This is a genomic window from Chroogloeocystis siderophila 5.2 s.c.1 (genome assembly GCF_001904655.1).
In the GTDB taxonomy this organism is placed as follows: Bacteria; Cyanobacteriota; Cyanobacteriia; order Cyanobacteriales; family Chroococcidiopsidaceae; genus Chroogloeocystis; species Chroogloeocystis siderophila.
Map to the genome: position 1 here is coordinate 222,203 of NZ_MRCC01000005.1, position 16,550 is coordinate 238,752.

The following is a 16,550-nucleotide window of genomic DNA, read 5'->3' on the forward strand; positions in this document are numbered from 1 at the left end:
ATGAAAGCCTGGGAATAACGTTACCCCCTTTAAATGCGAAGTTACAGAATGCTTTGCCAATAAAGTCTAACAAGAATTAATGCTTAAGGATGTCACAAGTTATGTCATATGACACGCAACTTTTTTAACCAATACGAAGTAGTGATTGGAAAATATTTGTCGCAGTCATAGCATTGAAGGAACTTTGACAAATAGCTCGTAAATTACAGACAAGTTATACTACCATAGACCGATTACCGTTTAGCATAATCAAAATTTTCATTCACTTAGAACACTGCTTGACTTGCGGTGGGAGTACGCAGAATACACTGTAAAGCAAATCTGCTAAATGTCACTTCACAACAACTATGGGTACAGTCAATACGATTAAACCGACACTATTAGTATGGGATGCTGTTGCGCTTATTGTTGGTGTTGTTATCGGTGCTGGGATTTTTGAAACACCCTCGCTTGTTGCTGGTAATGCGAGTAATAGCACTATGGCGCTGCTGACATGGTTGTTAGGCGGTGGCGTATCTATAGTTGGTGCTTTGTGCTATGCAGAACTGGCAACAACCTATCCTCATCCAGGTGGTAACTACTACTACTTACAACGGGCGTTTGGCAATAGTATTGCCTTTTTATTCGCCTGGGCGCGGTTAGCAGTCATACAGACAGGTTCGATTGTTCTTTTAGCGTTTGTTTTTGGCGATTATGCTTCACAGCTATGGCGCTTGGGAACTTATTCGGCTTCAATTTATGCGGCAGTGGCGATCGCCTTGCTAACTGGTTTAAATATCCTGGGTGTACGCTTGGGAAAATGGACGCAAAATTGGTTAGCCGCAGCCCAAGTACTCGGCTTACTCTTACTCATTTTCTTTGGACTTGCGTTGGCAACACCCGCAGCGACAACAACAGCGCCAGCAACAACATCATCAGGGAATTTTGGCTTAGCAATGGTGTTTGTACTATTAACTTATGGTGGTTGGAACGAAGCCGCGTTTATTTCTGCCGAGTTACACAATGTGCAAAAAAATATGCTGCGATCGCTGTTGTGGAGTATTGGCATGATCACCACAATTTACTTGCTCGTTAACATAGCTTTCCTACGAGGGTTAGGTTTAGCAGGTATGGCAGAATCTGAAGCCTTAGCCGCACAGTTGATGCGTCAGGCGGTGGGCGAACCAGGGGCGATATTTATTAGCTTGCTGGTTGTTGTTACGACTTTGTGTTCTACTAATGCAACGATTTTCACAGGTGCGAGGACAAACTACGCGCTAGGACGAGATTTTTCGCTATTTCGCTTTTTAGGACAATGGAAAACGCAAGGAAGTACGCCAGCCGCAGCATTACTTGTACAAGGGGTGATCGCCATATTACTTGTATTACTCGGCACAATTACGCGTAACGGTTTTGAAACAATGGTAGATTATACCGCCCCTGTGTTTTGGTTCTTTTTCTTACTGACGGGCGTGTCGCTATTTGTTTTGCGCAGACGCGATCGCGAAATTATCCGTCCGTTTCGCGTTCCGCTGTATCCATTCGTTCCGCTATTATTTTGTGTGTTCTGCGCTTATATGCTGCAATCTAGCTTGGCTTATACCGGAGTTGGAGCGTTAGTAGGTGTTGCAGTGTTGCTAGCTGGTGTACCGTTATTAGTCATCACGCGGATGATGCGTGACAGTAGCATAAGGAGAGAGTAATGCAATTAAGACGAACAGCGTGGGTGTTAATGGCAAGTATTGGCTTGGCTGTAGGAGTTGCAGGATGTAACTCACAAACTCTAACGAATGCGCAAACCCCGCAAGTTGAAACTCCTACTCAAAGTCCCGAACGTCAACCTGATGTCGTTTACGTACCAACCCCGCAGACAGTCGTAGATGAAATGCTCGCACTTGCCAAAGTTACAAAAGATGACGTTATTTATGACTTAGGTAGTGGTGATGGTAGAATACCGATTACCGCAGCACAGAAGTTCGGTGCGCGTGGTGTAGGTATTGATATTAATCCTGAACGGATTCGCGAAGCTAACGAAAACGCTCAAAAAGCAGGGGTCACTGATCGCGTTACATTTCTCCAACAAGACTTGTTCCAAAGCGACTTTAGTGAAGCAACCGTAGTAACGCTGTATCTACTACCGGAACTGAATGTTAAGCTACGTCCTCAATTATTCAAACAACTTAAACCAGGTACACGGATTGTTTCCCACGACTTTGATATGGGTGACTGGAAACCCGATCAAGTTGTGCAAACACAAGAAGGTTCAACAATTTACTATTGGGTAATTCCCGAACAGATTCCAGCAAATTTACGCAATACAGACTCGAATACATAAATGGTAATTGGTCATGGGTAATTGAAAGAATAGTTATCATTTACCGATTACCCAAAAGAAGGGCAAGGATTCGACGAGACAGGAAGTCATTTCGCATCTTGAACAAGGAGCTATTTTATGAATCGCTATACGTTCGCTGCTTTCGGATTTCTGCTAACGACCCTTATGTATGTACCTGTTGCGCGAGGTGAAACAGCATCAAATGCTACAGTAATTCGGTCTAATAGGATACAACTTACACCATTTACTTTGGTTTCCTTAGCGTACCAAGGACATTATCGCAGTCAAGGTATTCGTGGATATAGTGGTATGTTTGCGGATAGTAACGACGGGCGAATTAGTGCCAAAAAACTCGTACAGGCGGCGGTTAATGCTGGGGAACTACCTGCACAAACATTAAATGATCGAGGATTTATTAATGCCGTTGACGCCAATTTAGACGCTTTAGAAATTCCGAATACGCAATAATTTCTTGCCAGTTAATGCAACGGCGACGCTTTAGCTATATTACCGCGACTAAGCGATCGCCTCACTATTTCTTTAAACAATCTGAATGTCATTTTAAACACTTATTAAGTGTCTGCGAGATTTGACTATCTCAGGTGTATACCTATTTTTATCGTCTTGTCCTTGAAATCCAAGTCTGTCATAAACACTACCACCTATCCCAGGAATAACTTCTCCTTTAGCAGTTCGCTGATCGTCTTTAGCAAAATAAAAGAATTGAAACTTATCATAAATAGATTTTTCAAATGCATTGCGTAGTTTTTCTTGTGCTTCCTGATACATAACTGGAGCTACTATAAAAATATTTTCAGGCTCGATGTTCTGAATTAGGTTAACAAGATTAGTTTTAACTACACAGGCTCCCGAAATAATAGACTTGAGGATAATTAAATAGTTAACGCTACTTGAAGGTTCTTGATATTTTCTTAAGATTGGAGCAACAGTAAGATCTTCAACATCAAATGGAGAAAAACGCTGATTCCAAAAACACACAAATGCAACTTTTGGAAGCTGTTGCTCTAGGCGCGAGAGCATACCTTTTGCTAGAAAATCAGCATCTTCAACTGTACAGGCGAGATATACATTGCATTGCTCGTGACTAATTTGAGCCAAGATTACATCTCCCAGAGCCATACCAAGTTTCATCATAGTAGTTCTGTAAAGCTCCGGCGCACTATTCTTATCTGCTAGAGTATCTAACAATACCTTGATGCTTTCATTGGCAAACTCTGAGTATGTTCTTGTCATATTAGGAATCCCTCAAGTTCCTCGAAGCAAGTAGGTTTACACCGTTTAATAACTTCCTGAAATCTTTTAAACTCCTCTGTGTCACAACTATAAGGAACAGTAACCGCGTCGAGTCCGTTTTTGTACTTCCAATGTAGAAACCCCTTAGTCAGATTATATTGGAAATTGTCGATCTTGCTCAAAATATCTTCGACTTCAGGGGTTAATTGCCATTCTTTACTAAAAGAATGAATAAAGGAAGGTGTAGATGCTTGAGCTTTTTTTAAAATATCCTTAACAGAATCGGAATTATTGCTAGAAGTCCAGGCTCCTAGCAGTACAGATGCTACACATTCAATTTTATCTGGTGGATTATTAGAAGCACATAGGTACTTTATCGCTTGTCGAAAGGAATCTTCTTTCTTAATAACTTTTTCTAATTCTCAATAGAAGTCGGGATGTTTGTTTTTAACTTATCTAGGAGATGTTCGTAAGAAACTACTAAGTGTAACTCTGATTCTTTTGATTGCGACTTGTTTAACTGATAATGCTTGCGAAAATCCTCAGTTATTGATTGATGAGATTTTTTACCTTCACCTCAAGTGGTATCTAAACTATTTTTAAGCTGATAGTGCCGTATTATGCTTTCGTCTATATACTCAATGACTAAATCAATCGTCAACAAATGCCAAGATTTGACTTGATATTATTTGTATTTCTTTATGTTCTTCAAGCGCTTCTGGAGATAAAAGAGGTATTTGATAAATAGCAAAGTAATTTTCGTATGTATTACCTTTCGTGTTATTTCTTCCACCCCTAGCCTTAACTTCTAGATATTGAGATCCTCATCACCAAAAAGCTTTCTAATCTGTGCTTCTTGCTCCATCTGCTATCTTTAAAGAAATTTGAGCGAGTACAAAAGTACTTATTAAATTCATTCTATTCTATCTATCCATTACTAGTCGCGAATTTGTGTAGTTCAACATAAACTTTTTTATGTAAGAGTACAGACAACAGCAAAAGCAGTAAAAAATAACTTTTGTATTTCTGAATCAGCCTGCTGTTATACATATATGCGCGATCGCGCTAGTTGAGCTTAAAACTATTTATGATGACTTTGCTCTCCCAAAGCGTGTTAAAATACTTATCAATTCTGAAAGCTGTGTTGAAAAGGTTGATTTAAACATGGAAGCTGCAATGTTGTTAGCAAAACTCCCAGAGGCGTATTCGATTCTAGACCCCTTGGTAGACGTTCTTCCTATAATCCCAGTATTTTTCTTGTTGCTAGCGTTTGTGTGGCAAGCAGCTATCGGCTTTAGATAAGCACAAATTACTAGACAAAATTTTATGAGGACAGGTAGCTTTGCCTGTTCTTCATTGTTTAACTGCGATTACCGATAGATTTTTGAAAAGCAGGTCGTTCGGACAATCGTTTCATATAATTGAGCACATCGGGATAGTCGCTAAGGTCTAACTTGAGCATGATTGGGATGTAGCAAAGCATCGAGCCGACGGCGACATCGGCAACGCCAAAAGAATCGCCCAACAAAAACGGTTGTCGAGAAAAAATTTCATTCAATGGTATTAATAAGCGAGGCGTTTCGCGATCGCGACTTGCTTCGACAAAAATTCCTGGTCCTAGCGTAGCATTCGCAAATAACACCCATTGCGCTGCAATTGCGCGTTCTTCAAGTGACGAAATTTCTTTACCATACTTTTCGGCAAGATACAACAAAATCGCGCCAGATTCCCAAAGTCGAACATCTCCATCAACAATCGCCGGAACTTTACCCATCGGGTTGATCGCGAGAAAATCAGTTTGGCGGTGTTCTCCAGCTTGCATATCCAGCAAGACAAATTCGTAAGGAACGGCTAATTCTTCCAAATACCATTGAACAATCGACGCACGGCTACGCGCGCCACCATAGAGTTTGAGCATAATTAGCTTTGATATTTACAGGACTTTGTGAGTATAGTCGTGCTGCTTCACATTGTCTTCTTTCGTGACAACACGTTGCATATTCAACACGCGCTTGCGCTCAGTCGAGTAATTAAAGTCACTACGGATTGTACCTTGCGGAATATGTTCCTGCGCGACAGGACGAGCTTTGTAGGTACGTGCAGCGGCGATCGCGCGTTGCACAAACTCTTCACTAAACTGCGCCGCAGCGGGACATTCTGCGGGTTTCTGGGGTTGATCGCCTGCGAGTACCGCACCTAAAGTCGTTCCCCAAGCTTGTTGATAGGAAGTTGGAATACCTTTGACGATCGCTTCTAACGCCGCTGACGGAATTGGTTCGATAATTTGCAATTCATGTACCTCTCCCTCTGCTTTGACAAAGCAAGTCGCTAAGCCAAGCACAAGATAATCGTTTTCCGTTAAATCGGGAGCATCAGGATAGACAGAAGCTGTTGCCATAAGATTGCCATCAATTCTTCAAAGGACTGACACACGAGAGTGGTAGTGGTTGCATTGTACCAATTTGATGTACTGCTCCTAACGAGTTCATATCTATCGTAAAGATTGATCTGAAGTCGCAAGTATTAGGTTACTAGCCACTGTATTAATCTTTACACTTCTGGAATGGGACCAACGAAGGATGAAGGATCAAGCATAGAGGTGAAGTATGAAAGTATGAATATTTCATGTTTGAAGATCAACATTCAGACACCTGAATAACTGACACAAAACCAACATCATCACTACTAAGAAAGTTATACATTATAGGTTATTGAGCTATTGCTCAGTCAATACTAATTATGAATAGTCAATCATTAAAATCGCCTCAAGCTTATCAACATCAACGCCAACCATTTACCTGGAAGCAAGATTCGTTGGCGTCTCAGTCACGAATCTTGCCAGACAAATTTTTACGTAGTTATGCGCGCTCCAAGGCGGAACAAGGAGACTATACAGAAGCGATCGCTTTACTCGACCAGCTAATTACCCGCCATCCAGAAGATGCGATTGACTACAATAATCGCGGGTTGATTTATTTCCAAAGTGGGCAACTGTATCCTGCACTTGCTGATTATAACACCGCAATTCAACTTAAACCGACATTAGCTAGTGCTTATAACAATCGCGCGAATTGTTATGCTGCGTGTGGGCAATTAACAGAAGCACTCGCCGACTATGATACAGCGATTGACCTCAATCCTAGTTATGTGCGAGCTTGGATCAACCGTGGAATTACATTACGCGAATTAGGACAATACGAACAAGCTATTGAAAACTTTGATATTGCTGAAATTTTAGGTCAATTGCCCGCAAATATTTACGCTGAACGCGGTCGGACGTATCATCTATGGGGAGACTGGAATTTAGCGATCGCTGACTATCGTCGCGCGCTTGAGCTAATATCAAAAGATACTCCACACCTGCGTTATCAAGTCGAAAATTGGCTCGCGCAGTTGATCAGTAGCTAGCTAATCATTCTTAAGTTAAGATACTGTCTTTTGTGAGGTAATGGGTAACAGGGGATAGTTGATAGATATTCTTTTCAATTACCAATGACCGTTTACCAACTTTTGAATTAAGCCTGTTGTCACGTACTTACCTATGGCTTTATTCTCGCCTCAGTTTACTGGGAAAAATATTGCGGCAAGGACTGTAGGACGTGATCGCCAATCTTTAGCGATCGTGTTGAGTATCACTATAATCTTATTCGGCGGTATAGGTAGCCGTTTAGCATATTTGCAGTTAATCGAAGGGGCGCAACTGCGACAGCTAGCAGACAGTAATCGGATACGGTTAATTCCGAAACAACCCGAACGTGGCAACATTTTTGACCGTAATGGCAAAATCCTAGCAAGTAGTCGTCTATCTCATGCTGTCTATATTTGGCCGCAAGCGCCTAAAAAAGCAACTTGGCAAACTACGCGAACTCGTCTAGCAAAGATTCTCAACATCCCAGAAACCGAAATTCAACAGCGATTAGACAAAGCTGGAGATAATTCACCTACATTAGTACGAATTGCGCGCGACCTTAATCCGGCTCAAATTACCGCTTTGGCTGAATATCGCAACGAACTACGCGACGTTGAAGTATATATCGAAGCTGTACGCAATTACCCTAACCAAGAAATTGCGGCTCATGTTCTTGGGTATACAGGAGAAATGAACGATGAAGAGTTAGCGAAAAAGCGTAGTGAAGGGTATCGCTTAGGAGATGTGATTGGCAAAATGGGTGTAGAAGCCGCGTTTGAACAGCAGCTACGCGGAGAATGGGGCGGTCAGCAGGTTGAAGTTGATGGTGCTGGGCGAATTTTGCGACTTTTGGGCGAAAAACCAGCTAAACCAGGGCGCGATGTCCATTTAACGATTGATTTGAACGTACAAAAAGCTGCGGAAGCGGCTTTAGGACAACGTCAAGGTGCGATCGTCGCCCTCGATCCCAACAATGGTGAAGTCTTAGCAATGGTCAGTCGCCCTGCGTTCGATCCTAATATTTTTTCTAAACGCGTAACTCCTGAAATATGGCAGCAGCTACAAAGTAAACAGCATCCCTTTGTTAACCGCGCTTTACAAAGTTTTCCGCCAGCTAGTACGTTTAAAGTGATTACAACTACTGCGGGAATTGAATCAGGGAAGTTCGCGCCTAACGCAACACTACCAACGTATGGTTGCATGAATATCGGTGGAACGACGTTTTGCGATTGGAATCGTGCAGGATTTGGTCGTTTGGGGTTTGTCGGGGCGCTGGCGTGGAGTAGCAATACCTTTTATTATCAAATTGCTCAAAGAGTCGGCGAAGCAACGCTAATCGACTGGACGCGTCGTTATGGCTTTGGTGAGAAAACAGGAATCGAATTAGCACCCGAAGAATCAGCAGGATTAGTTGCGGACAATTCCTGGAAGCAGAAAAATCTCAATTTACCTTGGAGTGTAGGCGACACCGTTAATATGTCGATTGGGCAAGGATTTTTGCAAGTCACACCACTTCAACTTGCGGTGATGTTTGCTGTCCCTGCTAACGGTGGCGATCGCGTTCAACCGCATTTATTAAAAGACAATGAAGTCTCAAAATGGCGCGAATCATTGAATTTGAAACCAGAAACAGTGCGCGTACTGCGTCAAGGATTACGCCAAGTCATCTCTGGCGGTACAGGACAAGTTCTTAATGTACCAACACTTCCACCTGTTGCCGGAAAAAGTGGTACTGCACAAACTTTTCGCAAGCAGGCTCATGCTTGGTTTGGTGCTTACGCCCCTGCGGATAAACCAGAAATTGTTGTTGTCGCGTTTGCTGAACACTCTGGCGGTGGCGGTGGTAAGGTAGCTGCACCGATGGTGTTAAAAGTGTTAGAGGCGTATTTTAAGAAGTGAATTGGCAAGTGTAGAGAAGATGATTTGAGATTGTGACTAACCTCTGAGTCAGCGCCAACATTTCCTACTAGTCCATTACAATGCAGTTCAATAGACATCTTGCATGAACGCTAGTGCGAATAAATTCGCAGCTAAACTAATCCTGTCCACCTCCGTGGACATTAACAAAACTCTTACTGAAAGTGTGCACAGCAGCACACTTCGTTTGAGTAGCCCCGACTTCAGCCGAAGGGCATCTGCGATTTATGCAAGAAACCTAATATTTACTCTAGTAGCCAAGCACGCAAATCTTTTATTGTCAAGACTAGCTCACTTGCAAACGATGGCAAACGTAACTCAGGAAATGTACGTGCGATGCGCTTAGATTTAACTACACTATTGATAACTGATACCAATTCTCCCTGAATTGCACTATGTTTTCCTTTTTTTGAGATGGTAGTTGTATCATTTGGCTTACCATATCTCTATTTTACCTAGCAACTTAATAGACCTCTGGCATGAAGGCGATCGCCTGCGCTAGCTTCTAAGTTGCTGACAAGTATGTCTGTACGCCGCAACTATTTGCAACATAAGCTAGCCGCTCATCTATAGTGGCTAATGGTAAACCTTCCCGCATTGCTAACTCTAGGTAAGTAGCATCGTAAGCAGATATCCTCAAACTCCGACCTAGTGCTATTGTATCTCCCATTGCCCGTTGTGCGGTTTGGAGATCGATGACAATCGGTAATGCTCGCAGTAGAGTGATTGCTCTAGTTGTTTGTGCTTGCGTTATTCGCCCTCGGCGTTCGGCAACTAGCAACACACTTGCGACTTCCAGTGACCATAACTGCGGCGTCAGTGCTTCTACCCTATCAGTATTAAAGGAATTTAGTACCGCATCAGCATAACTGTTAGTCTCGTCCGTCAAACACCAACTCATTGTTACCGAGCAGTCTAAAACAAATTGACTCAAAATCTCCTTCCTTCTTCGATCATTTCTCTAATGGATGTTCCATCTAGAGAAATCTCCTGTCGGAGCGATCGCAACTGCTCAATCGCCTGTGCAATCGTTGTTTTAGAAGTAGCCGTTGATGGTGTCAGTTGGGCAATGGGAATACCGTGCCGAGTAATAATGATCGTTTCGCCCTTTTCAACTTCTTCTAGTAGTCGGGATAAGTGAGTCTTCGCTTCGTAGGAACCAACAGTCTTCATTGCTAATCACAATTCTGTTTCGTTAAACTAGTCTAACACTAGTCTATATTTTGGCTAATGATTTGACTAGAGATATCTGAAACTGTCTTTACTAAAATTTATTTGTAAAGAGACTGGATACAGCACTTGTTGTAATGAGCATATTGCTTATGAGGAATTAAGGAGTCGGTTTAATATTTCGAGCTTTGTAGAATGTTTCTAAACTGTGGCGATCGCCTACAAATCTCCAGTGCCAAGGCTCATAACTTATCCCTTGGGGATTATCTTGCGGAAATGACAGTTCAAAGCTAAAACGTGCAGCATTTTGTTCGAGCCATTTAAAAGCTTTGGTATTCTCAAACATAGTACTCAAGTTTGTGGCGGGGACATTGGCATCACCGATATCAACTGCATATCCGGTATGATGTTCGCTGTAGCCTGGCGGCGCACTGACACTGGCGCGTTTTGTTGTCGCTTGTCCGCGTTGCGCTTTCACGTCAAAAAACAGGTGTTCTTGCTCATTTGTAGAGCGAAATCCCGAAATTGGTACTAATTGCACCCCATCAGCCCTGGCGGCTGCTACCATAGCCTTAAATTGCTTGGCTGCGGATGAGCGTAGTTTAATTCGCCCATCAGACGTAATCGGTTCAAGTTCAGATTGCGGCGCTTCTTCATAGGCAAAATGCCCTAAAAGTAATTCAGAATCATTGTCTAGGGGGTTGACAGGTGCAACAGACTGTGTAGGAGATGGACTAGCAATGATCGCGGGCACAGGAGCCGCATTTTTTTGTACTGCATTGAAATAAAAGACACCGCTAACAGCTGCGATCGCACCCAAACCGAGTAAGCTCAAAATCAACGCTGGCGCTCTTTTGCGAGGTTTAGTAACAACAGCGCGATCATCCCGCAAAGCTTCTGGGATATCATCTCCTGAGTGAGTTGTCAAATTTTGTCCTTTTCTTCTAGAAAATTCAGTGTTCACACGCTCACTCCTGCATCAGACTTTAGCACTAGCTCATTTTAGATTAGCAACGCCCTAGGAAAAATCAAATTCAAAAAGCACTCAGGATTTTAGAAATATTTTGTAAATATAGGGGAGTGACTCTCGCTTCTTTTTGCTTCTCGATTCGGGCAAAGCACTACCTTGCCCTTATTACCCCTCGCCCCTCTGTTCCATGAATCTCATTGCCATCTACGCACCACTCATCGGATTAGTTTTATTAGGATTAATACTCGGACGATATTTGCCAAAAGTTGTTGCGACGCGTGTAGGTCAATTTCTGTTTTGGGTGGGCGTACCTATAAGTATTGTGGCATTTTTGCGCCAAGCAGACCTCTCAGGACAAGTTTGGATTGCACCAGCGATCGCCTGGATTGCCATGATCCTTGGAGTCGTTTTTGCTGCAATAGGAATTCACTTTCGGCGATACGTGCAAACAAACGCCATACCTTGGCGGCGACCGACTCAAGGTAGTTTTCTGTTAGCCGCAATGGTGGGAAATACAGGTTATCTTGGTTATCCGATTACGCTAGCGATCGCAGGTACGCAATATTTTGGTTTTGCCTTATTTTACGATCTCTTAGGAACAACGCTCGGAGCTTACGGCTTGGGTGTTGCTATGGCAGCGAGGTTTGGGGGTAGCGTTCACAACTATCGAGAACTTGCACAAGCAATTTTGATTAACCCCTCATTGTGGAGTTTTGGATTTGGGTTCTTTTTTCGGCAAGTACCTTTGCAAGCATCCGCCGCTGCAATTCTTCAAGGATCAGCCTGGACAATGGTAGCGCTATCTTTAGTTTTAATTGGGATGCGGCTTAGCCAGTTGCATTCTTGGCACAGTCTGCCGCGTGCTTCGGCGAGCTTATTGATTAAAATGCTATTAGTCCCACTTATCCTAGGCAGTAGCTTATCGCTTTTAGGGATTAATGGTGTCACTCGGCTTGTTTTAGTTTTGCAAACCGCAATGCCACCAGCTTTTGCCACACTTGTAATTGCCGAAGCTTACGACCTCGACCGCGATTTAGCTGTGACAGCGCTTGCTGTTGGTACAATTGGTATTCTGTTTTTGCTACCAATGTGGATTTATCTATTTGGTAACTGAAGCCGATTCATGACTTGCTGCAAGTTCTGCGGGGTCTATTTTTTCGTAGTGTTCAAACGGTTGATGAATCCACGGGTTATCGGGTAAGTAATCTACATAGTAATCTGGAACGATGACTGAACAAGCTTTGTACCACAATACAGCAGTCCGAATTTCCTGGATGCGATCACCAAAGTTTTCGTGCAACCAAGGAATGGTTTGTTGCAGTGTCACGCCCGAATCGACGAGATCGTCAACTAACAGAATATGCGAACCGATTTCGGGAGTCGTCATCGTCAAGCTACGCGCAAAAACGAGTTTTCCCCGCGTCTGCTTACCCGCGCCAGCATACGAGGAAGTTGATAAAATTGCAAGCGGTTGCTTGTAGATCCGCGACAGAACATCGCCAACGCGCAGTCCACCGCGCGCGAGACAGACAATTTGGTTGAAGTGCCAATTTGATTGATAGATTTTAACGGCTAGCTGTTCAATTGTACGGTTGTAATCTGACCAAGAAACGTAAAGGTCTGCCATAGGAAGTGCGATCAAGGGCGGATACTAGGGTGGGAAGTTTATTTTAGTATGAGTGCAATAGTACTATGAGTGAATCATCTCCTGAAGCCTATCCTGCCAAATCACAGTCGAGTGAAAAGTTGAATTTAAAAACAAAATTAGCTTACGGCGCAGGAGATTTAGGTCCAGCAATTACCGCAAATATTACCGCATTTTTCTTATTAGTATTTTTTACCAACGTTGCGGGAATTAGCCCTGGGTTAGCGGGTGCTATTTTACTGATTGGTAAAATTTGGGATGCGATTAACGATCCGATTGTTGGCGTGTGGAGCGATCGCACCGTATCGCGCTGGGGGCGTCGTTTACCTTGGCTATTTTGGGGCGCGATTCCTTTTGGCATTTTCTATGTTTTGCAGTGGGTGATTCCACAATTTAGCACTGATCCCACCGCGCAACAGTGGGGCTTGTTTTGGTACTACGTCATCATTTCAATTTTTTTGAATGCGATGTATACCGTTGTCAATCTCCCTTACACTGCACTCACTGCCGAAATTACCCAAGATTACAACGAACGCACGAGTCTCACAAGTTTTCGCTTTGCCTTTTCAATTGGTGGTAGTATTATTTCAGTTATACTCGCCCAAATTGTCTTCTCCTCAATTCCCGATCCGCGAGAACAATATTTTGTGTTAGCCATAATTATTGGCGTTTTGGCAGTATTACCTTTGTATTGGTGCGTTTGGGGAACACGCGATCGCGTGGTTGCACTTGAAGCCCAGCGTCGCGATCATTATTCTACTGAAGAATCCCTTCCTTATTTACAGCAACTAAAAATCGTTTTCAGCAATCGCCCGTTTTTATTTGTCATTGGTATTTATCTGTTCTCTTGGCTAGGCGTTCAGGTAACAGCTGCAATTATTCCCTACTTTGTGGTCAATGTCATGGGTTTTAGTGACACCACAGTTCCTTCTGTAATTATTGCGGTTCAAGGTACAGCTTTACTGATGTTATTTGTCTGGAGCTATATTAGCGAACGTGTCGGTAAGAAAGCAGTTTATTTCATGGGGATGAGTTTGTGGATTATTGCGCAGACTGGATTGTTTTTCTTACAACCAGGACAGTTAACTTTTATGTATGTCCTCGCAGTGTTAGCAGGCTTTGGTGTTTCCACTGCATATCTGATACCGTGGTCAATGATGCCAGATGTAATTGAACTTGATGAGTTAAGAACCGGACAACGGCGCGAAGGAATTTTTTATGGTTTCATGGTGCTACTGCAAAAATTTGGCTTGGCATTTGGCTTATTTTTGTTAGGAGTTATCCTCGAATGGTCGGGTTTTCAAGAAAGCGTTCCAGGACAGCCAATTCCTGTACAACCTGAAAGTGCATTGCAAGCAATTCGTTTTGCGATCGCTCCTATACCAACACTTTGCCTAATCTTAGGTTTGGTTTTAGCGTATTTTTATCCCATCACCCGCGAAGTTCACGCACAGATTTTATTGCAATTAAAAGAACGTAATCGAGGTAATGGCTAATTGGGAAATGAGATTTTGAGGAATGCGATCGTGATTTATGAGGTATTTGGCTTTACAAGTCCAGACCTGGTCTTATCTCCAAAATAATTGAATTATATCGACAGTGCTGAACGAACTCATAACAAGTTAGCTGTTCTCCAATCATCCTTGAAATTGATGTCGAACTATACTTGAACTGTTGCTAGCGAATTCAATGGTCAGATATTCTCTAAATATGCTTAAACTTGTTTTTACAACAATTCAAACTTTGATAAGTATCTACTGGCTCGGAGCAACGGTACGACAAAATCCAGCAATTAATGAGGTGGTTCGATTAGTAGAAGAAGGCTATGCTCGCTTCAACTCAAAACTTAAGGATGGCTCAGTTTCCGCTGGTCTTAAACTACTCAAAATATTGTATGGTAGGAGCGCAGCGGTTTTACTTATGATTATCATAATCTATAGTCTATTGTTCAAAGGCTCTAGCATTGTTGCTATCACAGTTGCTGCTTACCTGTTCTTGTTTTCATCTTGTAGTTGGTTTTCTATCAAATGGTGTACCGAGCATAGAACAACGCTCAAGCAGCTTATACCATGGATTGTAGTATATAGTCTTACGCCCTTCCTGATAACCCTGTTGTTTCTGCTTGAACCTACTAGCTTGAACCCCTTCACTGTTATCAGGGTTTGAGCAGCTTGCTACAATTTTTGGGTTTAATTCTTTTATTTTATTGCATCCATTAGTTCAAAGTAGCATTATTTCTGTATTTCTATTCTGTGGGTTTGTACTTTCATATGTGGTTTTATGGCTCTTTGTAGTTCCTGTAACTTTTTTTTCTGCTCTCGTTGTTGCTTTTATAGTTTGGTATGCAAGATTAGTAGATACAATTACGCCAGAGCAAAATTTCCTTGGGTTTACGATAATCGCTTACATTGCAGTCAGCCTGTGGCTCACGCAGTTATAATTTTCCTAAATTTCTATCCTCTCGATATGATGTATATCAAGCAAACAGCGTCTCCATGTTATGAACTACCAAGAACTCATTACGATTGAACCTGGCAAACGTAGTGGTAAGCCATGTATTCGAGGAATGCGGATTACGGTGTATGATATTTTAGAGTATCTTGCAGGAGGTATGACGGAAGCAGAAATCCTGAAAGATTTTTCTGAACTGACACCTGAAGATATCAAAGCTTGTCTTGCCTTTGCTGCTGATCGTGAGAAGAAATTATTTGTGGCTTCCCTGTGAGACTACTTTTGGACGAAAATCTTTCTGATCGAATCGTTGCTCAGATCATAGATTTATATCCTGAGTCAGTACACGTTAAGACATTGGCGCTGATCCAAAGCGATGATGTCTTGATTTGGGAATGTGCCAAAGCTAACAAATTCGTCATTGTTTCTAAAGACTCTGATTTCCATCAACGCAGTCTTCTCTACGGTCATCCGCCAAAATTTATCTATCTTCGTGTCGGTAACTGCCCAACTTCTAAAATCGTAAAAGTATTGCGGGACAATTTCGCCACAATTAGCCAGTTTGGGGATGCACAGCAAGAAAGTATTCTAGTGTTGAGTTGGTGAGCCGCAGTACAACACCGTATTGTAGCCGATGATATTGAGTCTATTGGTTGAGTTGAAAATATTGCTAGTGGCATCTGAATTTAGCCGTATCCTGTAAGTTTTTGTGTGGGGTAGTTTATATATTCCTGCAAGCCCTAAGTATTATGGAAAGTTATCGGTGAGGGAAGGATTTGAATTTTATAGCGGGGCGATCGCCTTCTATGATAATCACTTAATATAATGCTCCTCTAAGCGATTTTTCAGATGGTGATTTTCCTTGCATCCAACTTAAGCAGGCGATCGCTATTAAGTTCAACGCTATTAAGACTTTAAAGTCTTGATGTGTCGCGATCATATCATCTGCAAGTTGTAGTTTGCTTTCGTATAGCAGTTGCAAAGCGCTATTTAATTTATTACCCTTGTTTTCTCAGCACTCTTTCTAACTGAAAAGGGAAAATGATACGCCTTTCAATTAGAATCTCGCCTAACTTCTTCTGACTCATCTTCTGTTCTTTCAAAGCTTGCTCTAATTCGTATTTTAAAATTAATCTTTCTTTTATAAGAATTTCACCAAGTTTAATTCGGTCAGGAGTCAAGATTCTTTTGAGTTCTTCTGAAGAAATTATTCGTTTGGCAAGTAACTGAGCAGCCAGTTCTTGATTCTTTTTATGAATTTCTAATAATTCTTGTTGTAAATGTGTTTGAATCATCAGATCTGTCTATTTATAGCTGTTTTGATGAATTGATATAAATTAAATATTAAATAAATTATGCAAAGTTTATTAATTGTGTTTATTATATATTCTCTGTTCTTACTCTATATGTGGTTTAGAAA

19 protein-coding genes are annotated in these 16,550 nt (G+C 42.1%); 10 read left to right on the plus strand and 9 right to left on the minus strand.

The genetic code is table 11. The annotated features are described in order from the left end of the window. Positions 1-347: 347 nt before the first annotated feature. The 3 genes from NIES1031_RS07590 to NIES1031_RS07600 all read left to right on the plus strand — a co-directional run bounded on the left by NIES1031_RS07590 (position 348) and on the right by NIES1031_RS07600 (position 2,782). Complete coding sequence (locus tag NIES1031_RS07590) at positions 348-1,682, plus strand: APC family permease (RefSeq protein ID WP_073548852.1); 1,335 nt, start codon at positions 348-350, stop codon at positions 1,680-1,682. After that, positions 1,682-2,314, plus strand: coding sequence for an SAM-dependent methyltransferase (locus NIES1031_RS07595; RefSeq protein ID WP_073548853.1), 633 nt, complete (start codon positions 1,682-1,684; stop codon positions 2,312-2,314). Before NIES1031_RS07590 ends, NIES1031_RS07595 begins: the two co-directional genes overlap by 1 nt. A gap of 117 nt (positions 2,315-2,431) precedes the next feature. After that, the gene (locus NIES1031_RS07600) at positions 2,432-2,782 is read left to right on the plus strand and encodes a hypothetical protein (RefSeq protein WP_143167726.1); all 351 of its coding nucleotides are present in this window, start codon (positions 2,432-2,434) and stop codon (positions 2,780-2,782) included. Positions 2,783-2,875: 93 nt separating this feature from the next. Here the strand turns inward: NIES1031_RS07600 and NIES1031_RS07605 are convergent, their stop codons facing one another. Continuing rightward, entirely contained in the window at positions 2,876-3,568 is a 693-nt protein-coding gene (locus NIES1031_RS07605) for a hypothetical protein (RefSeq protein WP_073548855.1), read from the minus strand. 1,164 nt (positions 3,569-4,732) lie between these two features. Here NIES1031_RS07605 and NIES1031_RS07615 point away from each other — a divergent pair. Next, positions 4,733-4,870 (plus strand): photosystem II reaction center protein K, encoded by a 138-nt coding sequence (locus NIES1031_RS07615; RefSeq protein WP_073548856.1) that lies wholly within the window; start codon positions 4,733-4,735, stop codon positions 4,868-4,870. Between the two features lie 58 nt (positions 4,871-4,928). Here NIES1031_RS07615 and NIES1031_RS07620 read toward each other — a convergent pair whose 3' ends face one another. Next, on the minus strand, positions 4,929-5,486 hold the full coding sequence (locus NIES1031_RS07620; protein WP_073548857.1) for a glutathione S-transferase family protein: 558 nt from the start codon (positions 5,484-5,486) through the stop codon (positions 4,929-4,931). A 15-nt stretch (positions 5,487-5,501) separates the two neighbouring features. Next, a complete protein-coding gene (locus NIES1031_RS07625; RefSeq protein ID WP_015188974.1) occupies positions 5,502-5,966 on the minus strand; it encodes a hypothetical protein in 465 nt (154 codons plus the stop codon). A 341-nt stretch (positions 5,967-6,307) separates the two neighbouring features. On the opposite strand from NIES1031_RS07625, the gene NIES1031_RS07630 reads away from it, so the two are divergent. Continuing rightward, a complete protein-coding gene (locus NIES1031_RS07630) occupies positions 6,308-6,976 on the plus strand; it encodes a tetratricopeptide repeat protein (RefSeq protein ID WP_073548858.1) in 669 nt (222 codons plus the stop codon). 133 nt (positions 6,977-7,109) lie between these two features. Continuing rightward, positions 7,110-8,876: a penicillin-binding protein 2 gene (mrdA, locus tag NIES1031_RS07635; protein WP_073548859.1), complete on the plus strand. Its 1,767-nt coding sequence runs from the start codon at positions 7,110-7,112 to the stop codon at positions 8,874-8,876. A gap of 523 nt (positions 8,877-9,399) precedes the next feature. Here the strand turns inward: mrdA and NIES1031_RS07640 are convergent. The 3 genes from NIES1031_RS07640 to NIES1031_RS07650 all read right to left on the minus strand — a co-directional run bounded on the left by NIES1031_RS07640 (position 9,400) and on the right by NIES1031_RS07650 (position 11,028). After that, complete coding sequence (locus tag NIES1031_RS07640) at positions 9,400-9,828, minus strand: type II toxin-antitoxin system VapC family toxin (RefSeq protein WP_073548860.1); 429 nt, start codon at positions 9,826-9,828, stop codon at positions 9,400-9,402. Further along, a complete protein-coding gene (locus tag NIES1031_RS07645; RefSeq protein ID WP_073548861.1) occupies positions 9,825-10,067 on the minus strand; it encodes a type II toxin-antitoxin system Phd/YefM family antitoxin in 243 nt (80 codons plus the stop codon). Before NIES1031_RS07645 ends, NIES1031_RS07640 begins: the two co-directional genes overlap by 4 nt. Positions 10,068-10,224: 157 nt before the next feature. Then, complete coding sequence (locus tag NIES1031_RS07650) at positions 10,225-11,028, minus strand: M15 family metallopeptidase (RefSeq protein WP_073548862.1); 804 nt, start codon at positions 11,026-11,028, stop codon at positions 10,225-10,227. A gap of 193 nt (positions 11,029-11,221) precedes the next feature. Between NIES1031_RS07650 and NIES1031_RS07655 the strand changes: the two genes are divergently transcribed. Next, positions 11,222-12,148: an AEC family transporter gene (locus NIES1031_RS07655; protein WP_073548863.1), complete on the plus strand. Its 927-nt coding sequence runs from the start codon at positions 11,222-11,224 to the stop codon at positions 12,146-12,148. Here NIES1031_RS07655 and NIES1031_RS07660 read toward each other — a convergent pair. Then, the gene (locus NIES1031_RS07660; protein ID WP_073548864.1) at positions 12,134-12,661 is read right to left on the minus strand and encodes a phosphoribosyltransferase; all 528 of its coding nucleotides are present in this window, start codon (positions 12,659-12,661) and stop codon (positions 12,134-12,136) included. The two genes, NIES1031_RS07655 and NIES1031_RS07660, sit on opposite strands and share 15 nt — an antisense overlap. Positions 12,662-12,726: 65 nt before the next feature. Here NIES1031_RS07660 and NIES1031_RS07665 point away from each other — a divergent pair, with 65 nt between their 5' ends. The 3 genes from NIES1031_RS07665 to NIES1031_RS07680 all read left to right on the plus strand — a co-directional run bounded on the left by NIES1031_RS07665 (position 12,727) and on the right by NIES1031_RS07680 (position 15,736). Next, positions 12,727-14,175, plus strand: coding sequence for an MFS transporter (locus NIES1031_RS07665; protein WP_073548865.1), 1,449 nt, complete (start codon positions 12,727-12,729; stop codon positions 14,173-14,175). 1,004 nt (positions 14,176-15,179) lie between these two features. Next, positions 15,180-15,404: a DUF433 domain-containing protein gene (locus tag NIES1031_RS07675; RefSeq protein ID WP_073548867.1), complete on the plus strand. Its 225-nt coding sequence runs from the start codon at positions 15,180-15,182 to the stop codon at positions 15,402-15,404. Beyond that, entirely contained in the window at positions 15,401-15,736 is a 336-nt protein-coding gene (locus NIES1031_RS07680) for a DUF5615 family PIN-like protein (protein ID WP_073548868.1), read from the plus strand. The genes NIES1031_RS07675 and NIES1031_RS07680 overlap by 4 nt, the downstream gene beginning before the upstream one ends. Positions 15,737-15,947: 211 nt before the next feature. Here NIES1031_RS07680 and NIES1031_RS24225 read toward each other — a convergent pair whose 3' ends face one another. Beyond that, positions 15,948-16,112 (minus strand): hypothetical protein, encoded by a 165-nt coding sequence (locus NIES1031_RS24225; RefSeq protein ID WP_178378069.1) that lies wholly within the window; start codon positions 16,110-16,112, stop codon positions 15,948-15,950. Between the two features lie 16 nt (positions 16,113-16,128). After that, positions 16,129-16,425, minus strand: coding sequence for a cyclic di-GMP-binding domain-containing protein, MshE-related (locus NIES1031_RS07685; RefSeq protein ID WP_073548869.1), 297 nt, complete (start codon positions 16,423-16,425; stop codon positions 16,129-16,131). Positions 16,426-16,550: the final 125 nt, after the last annotated feature.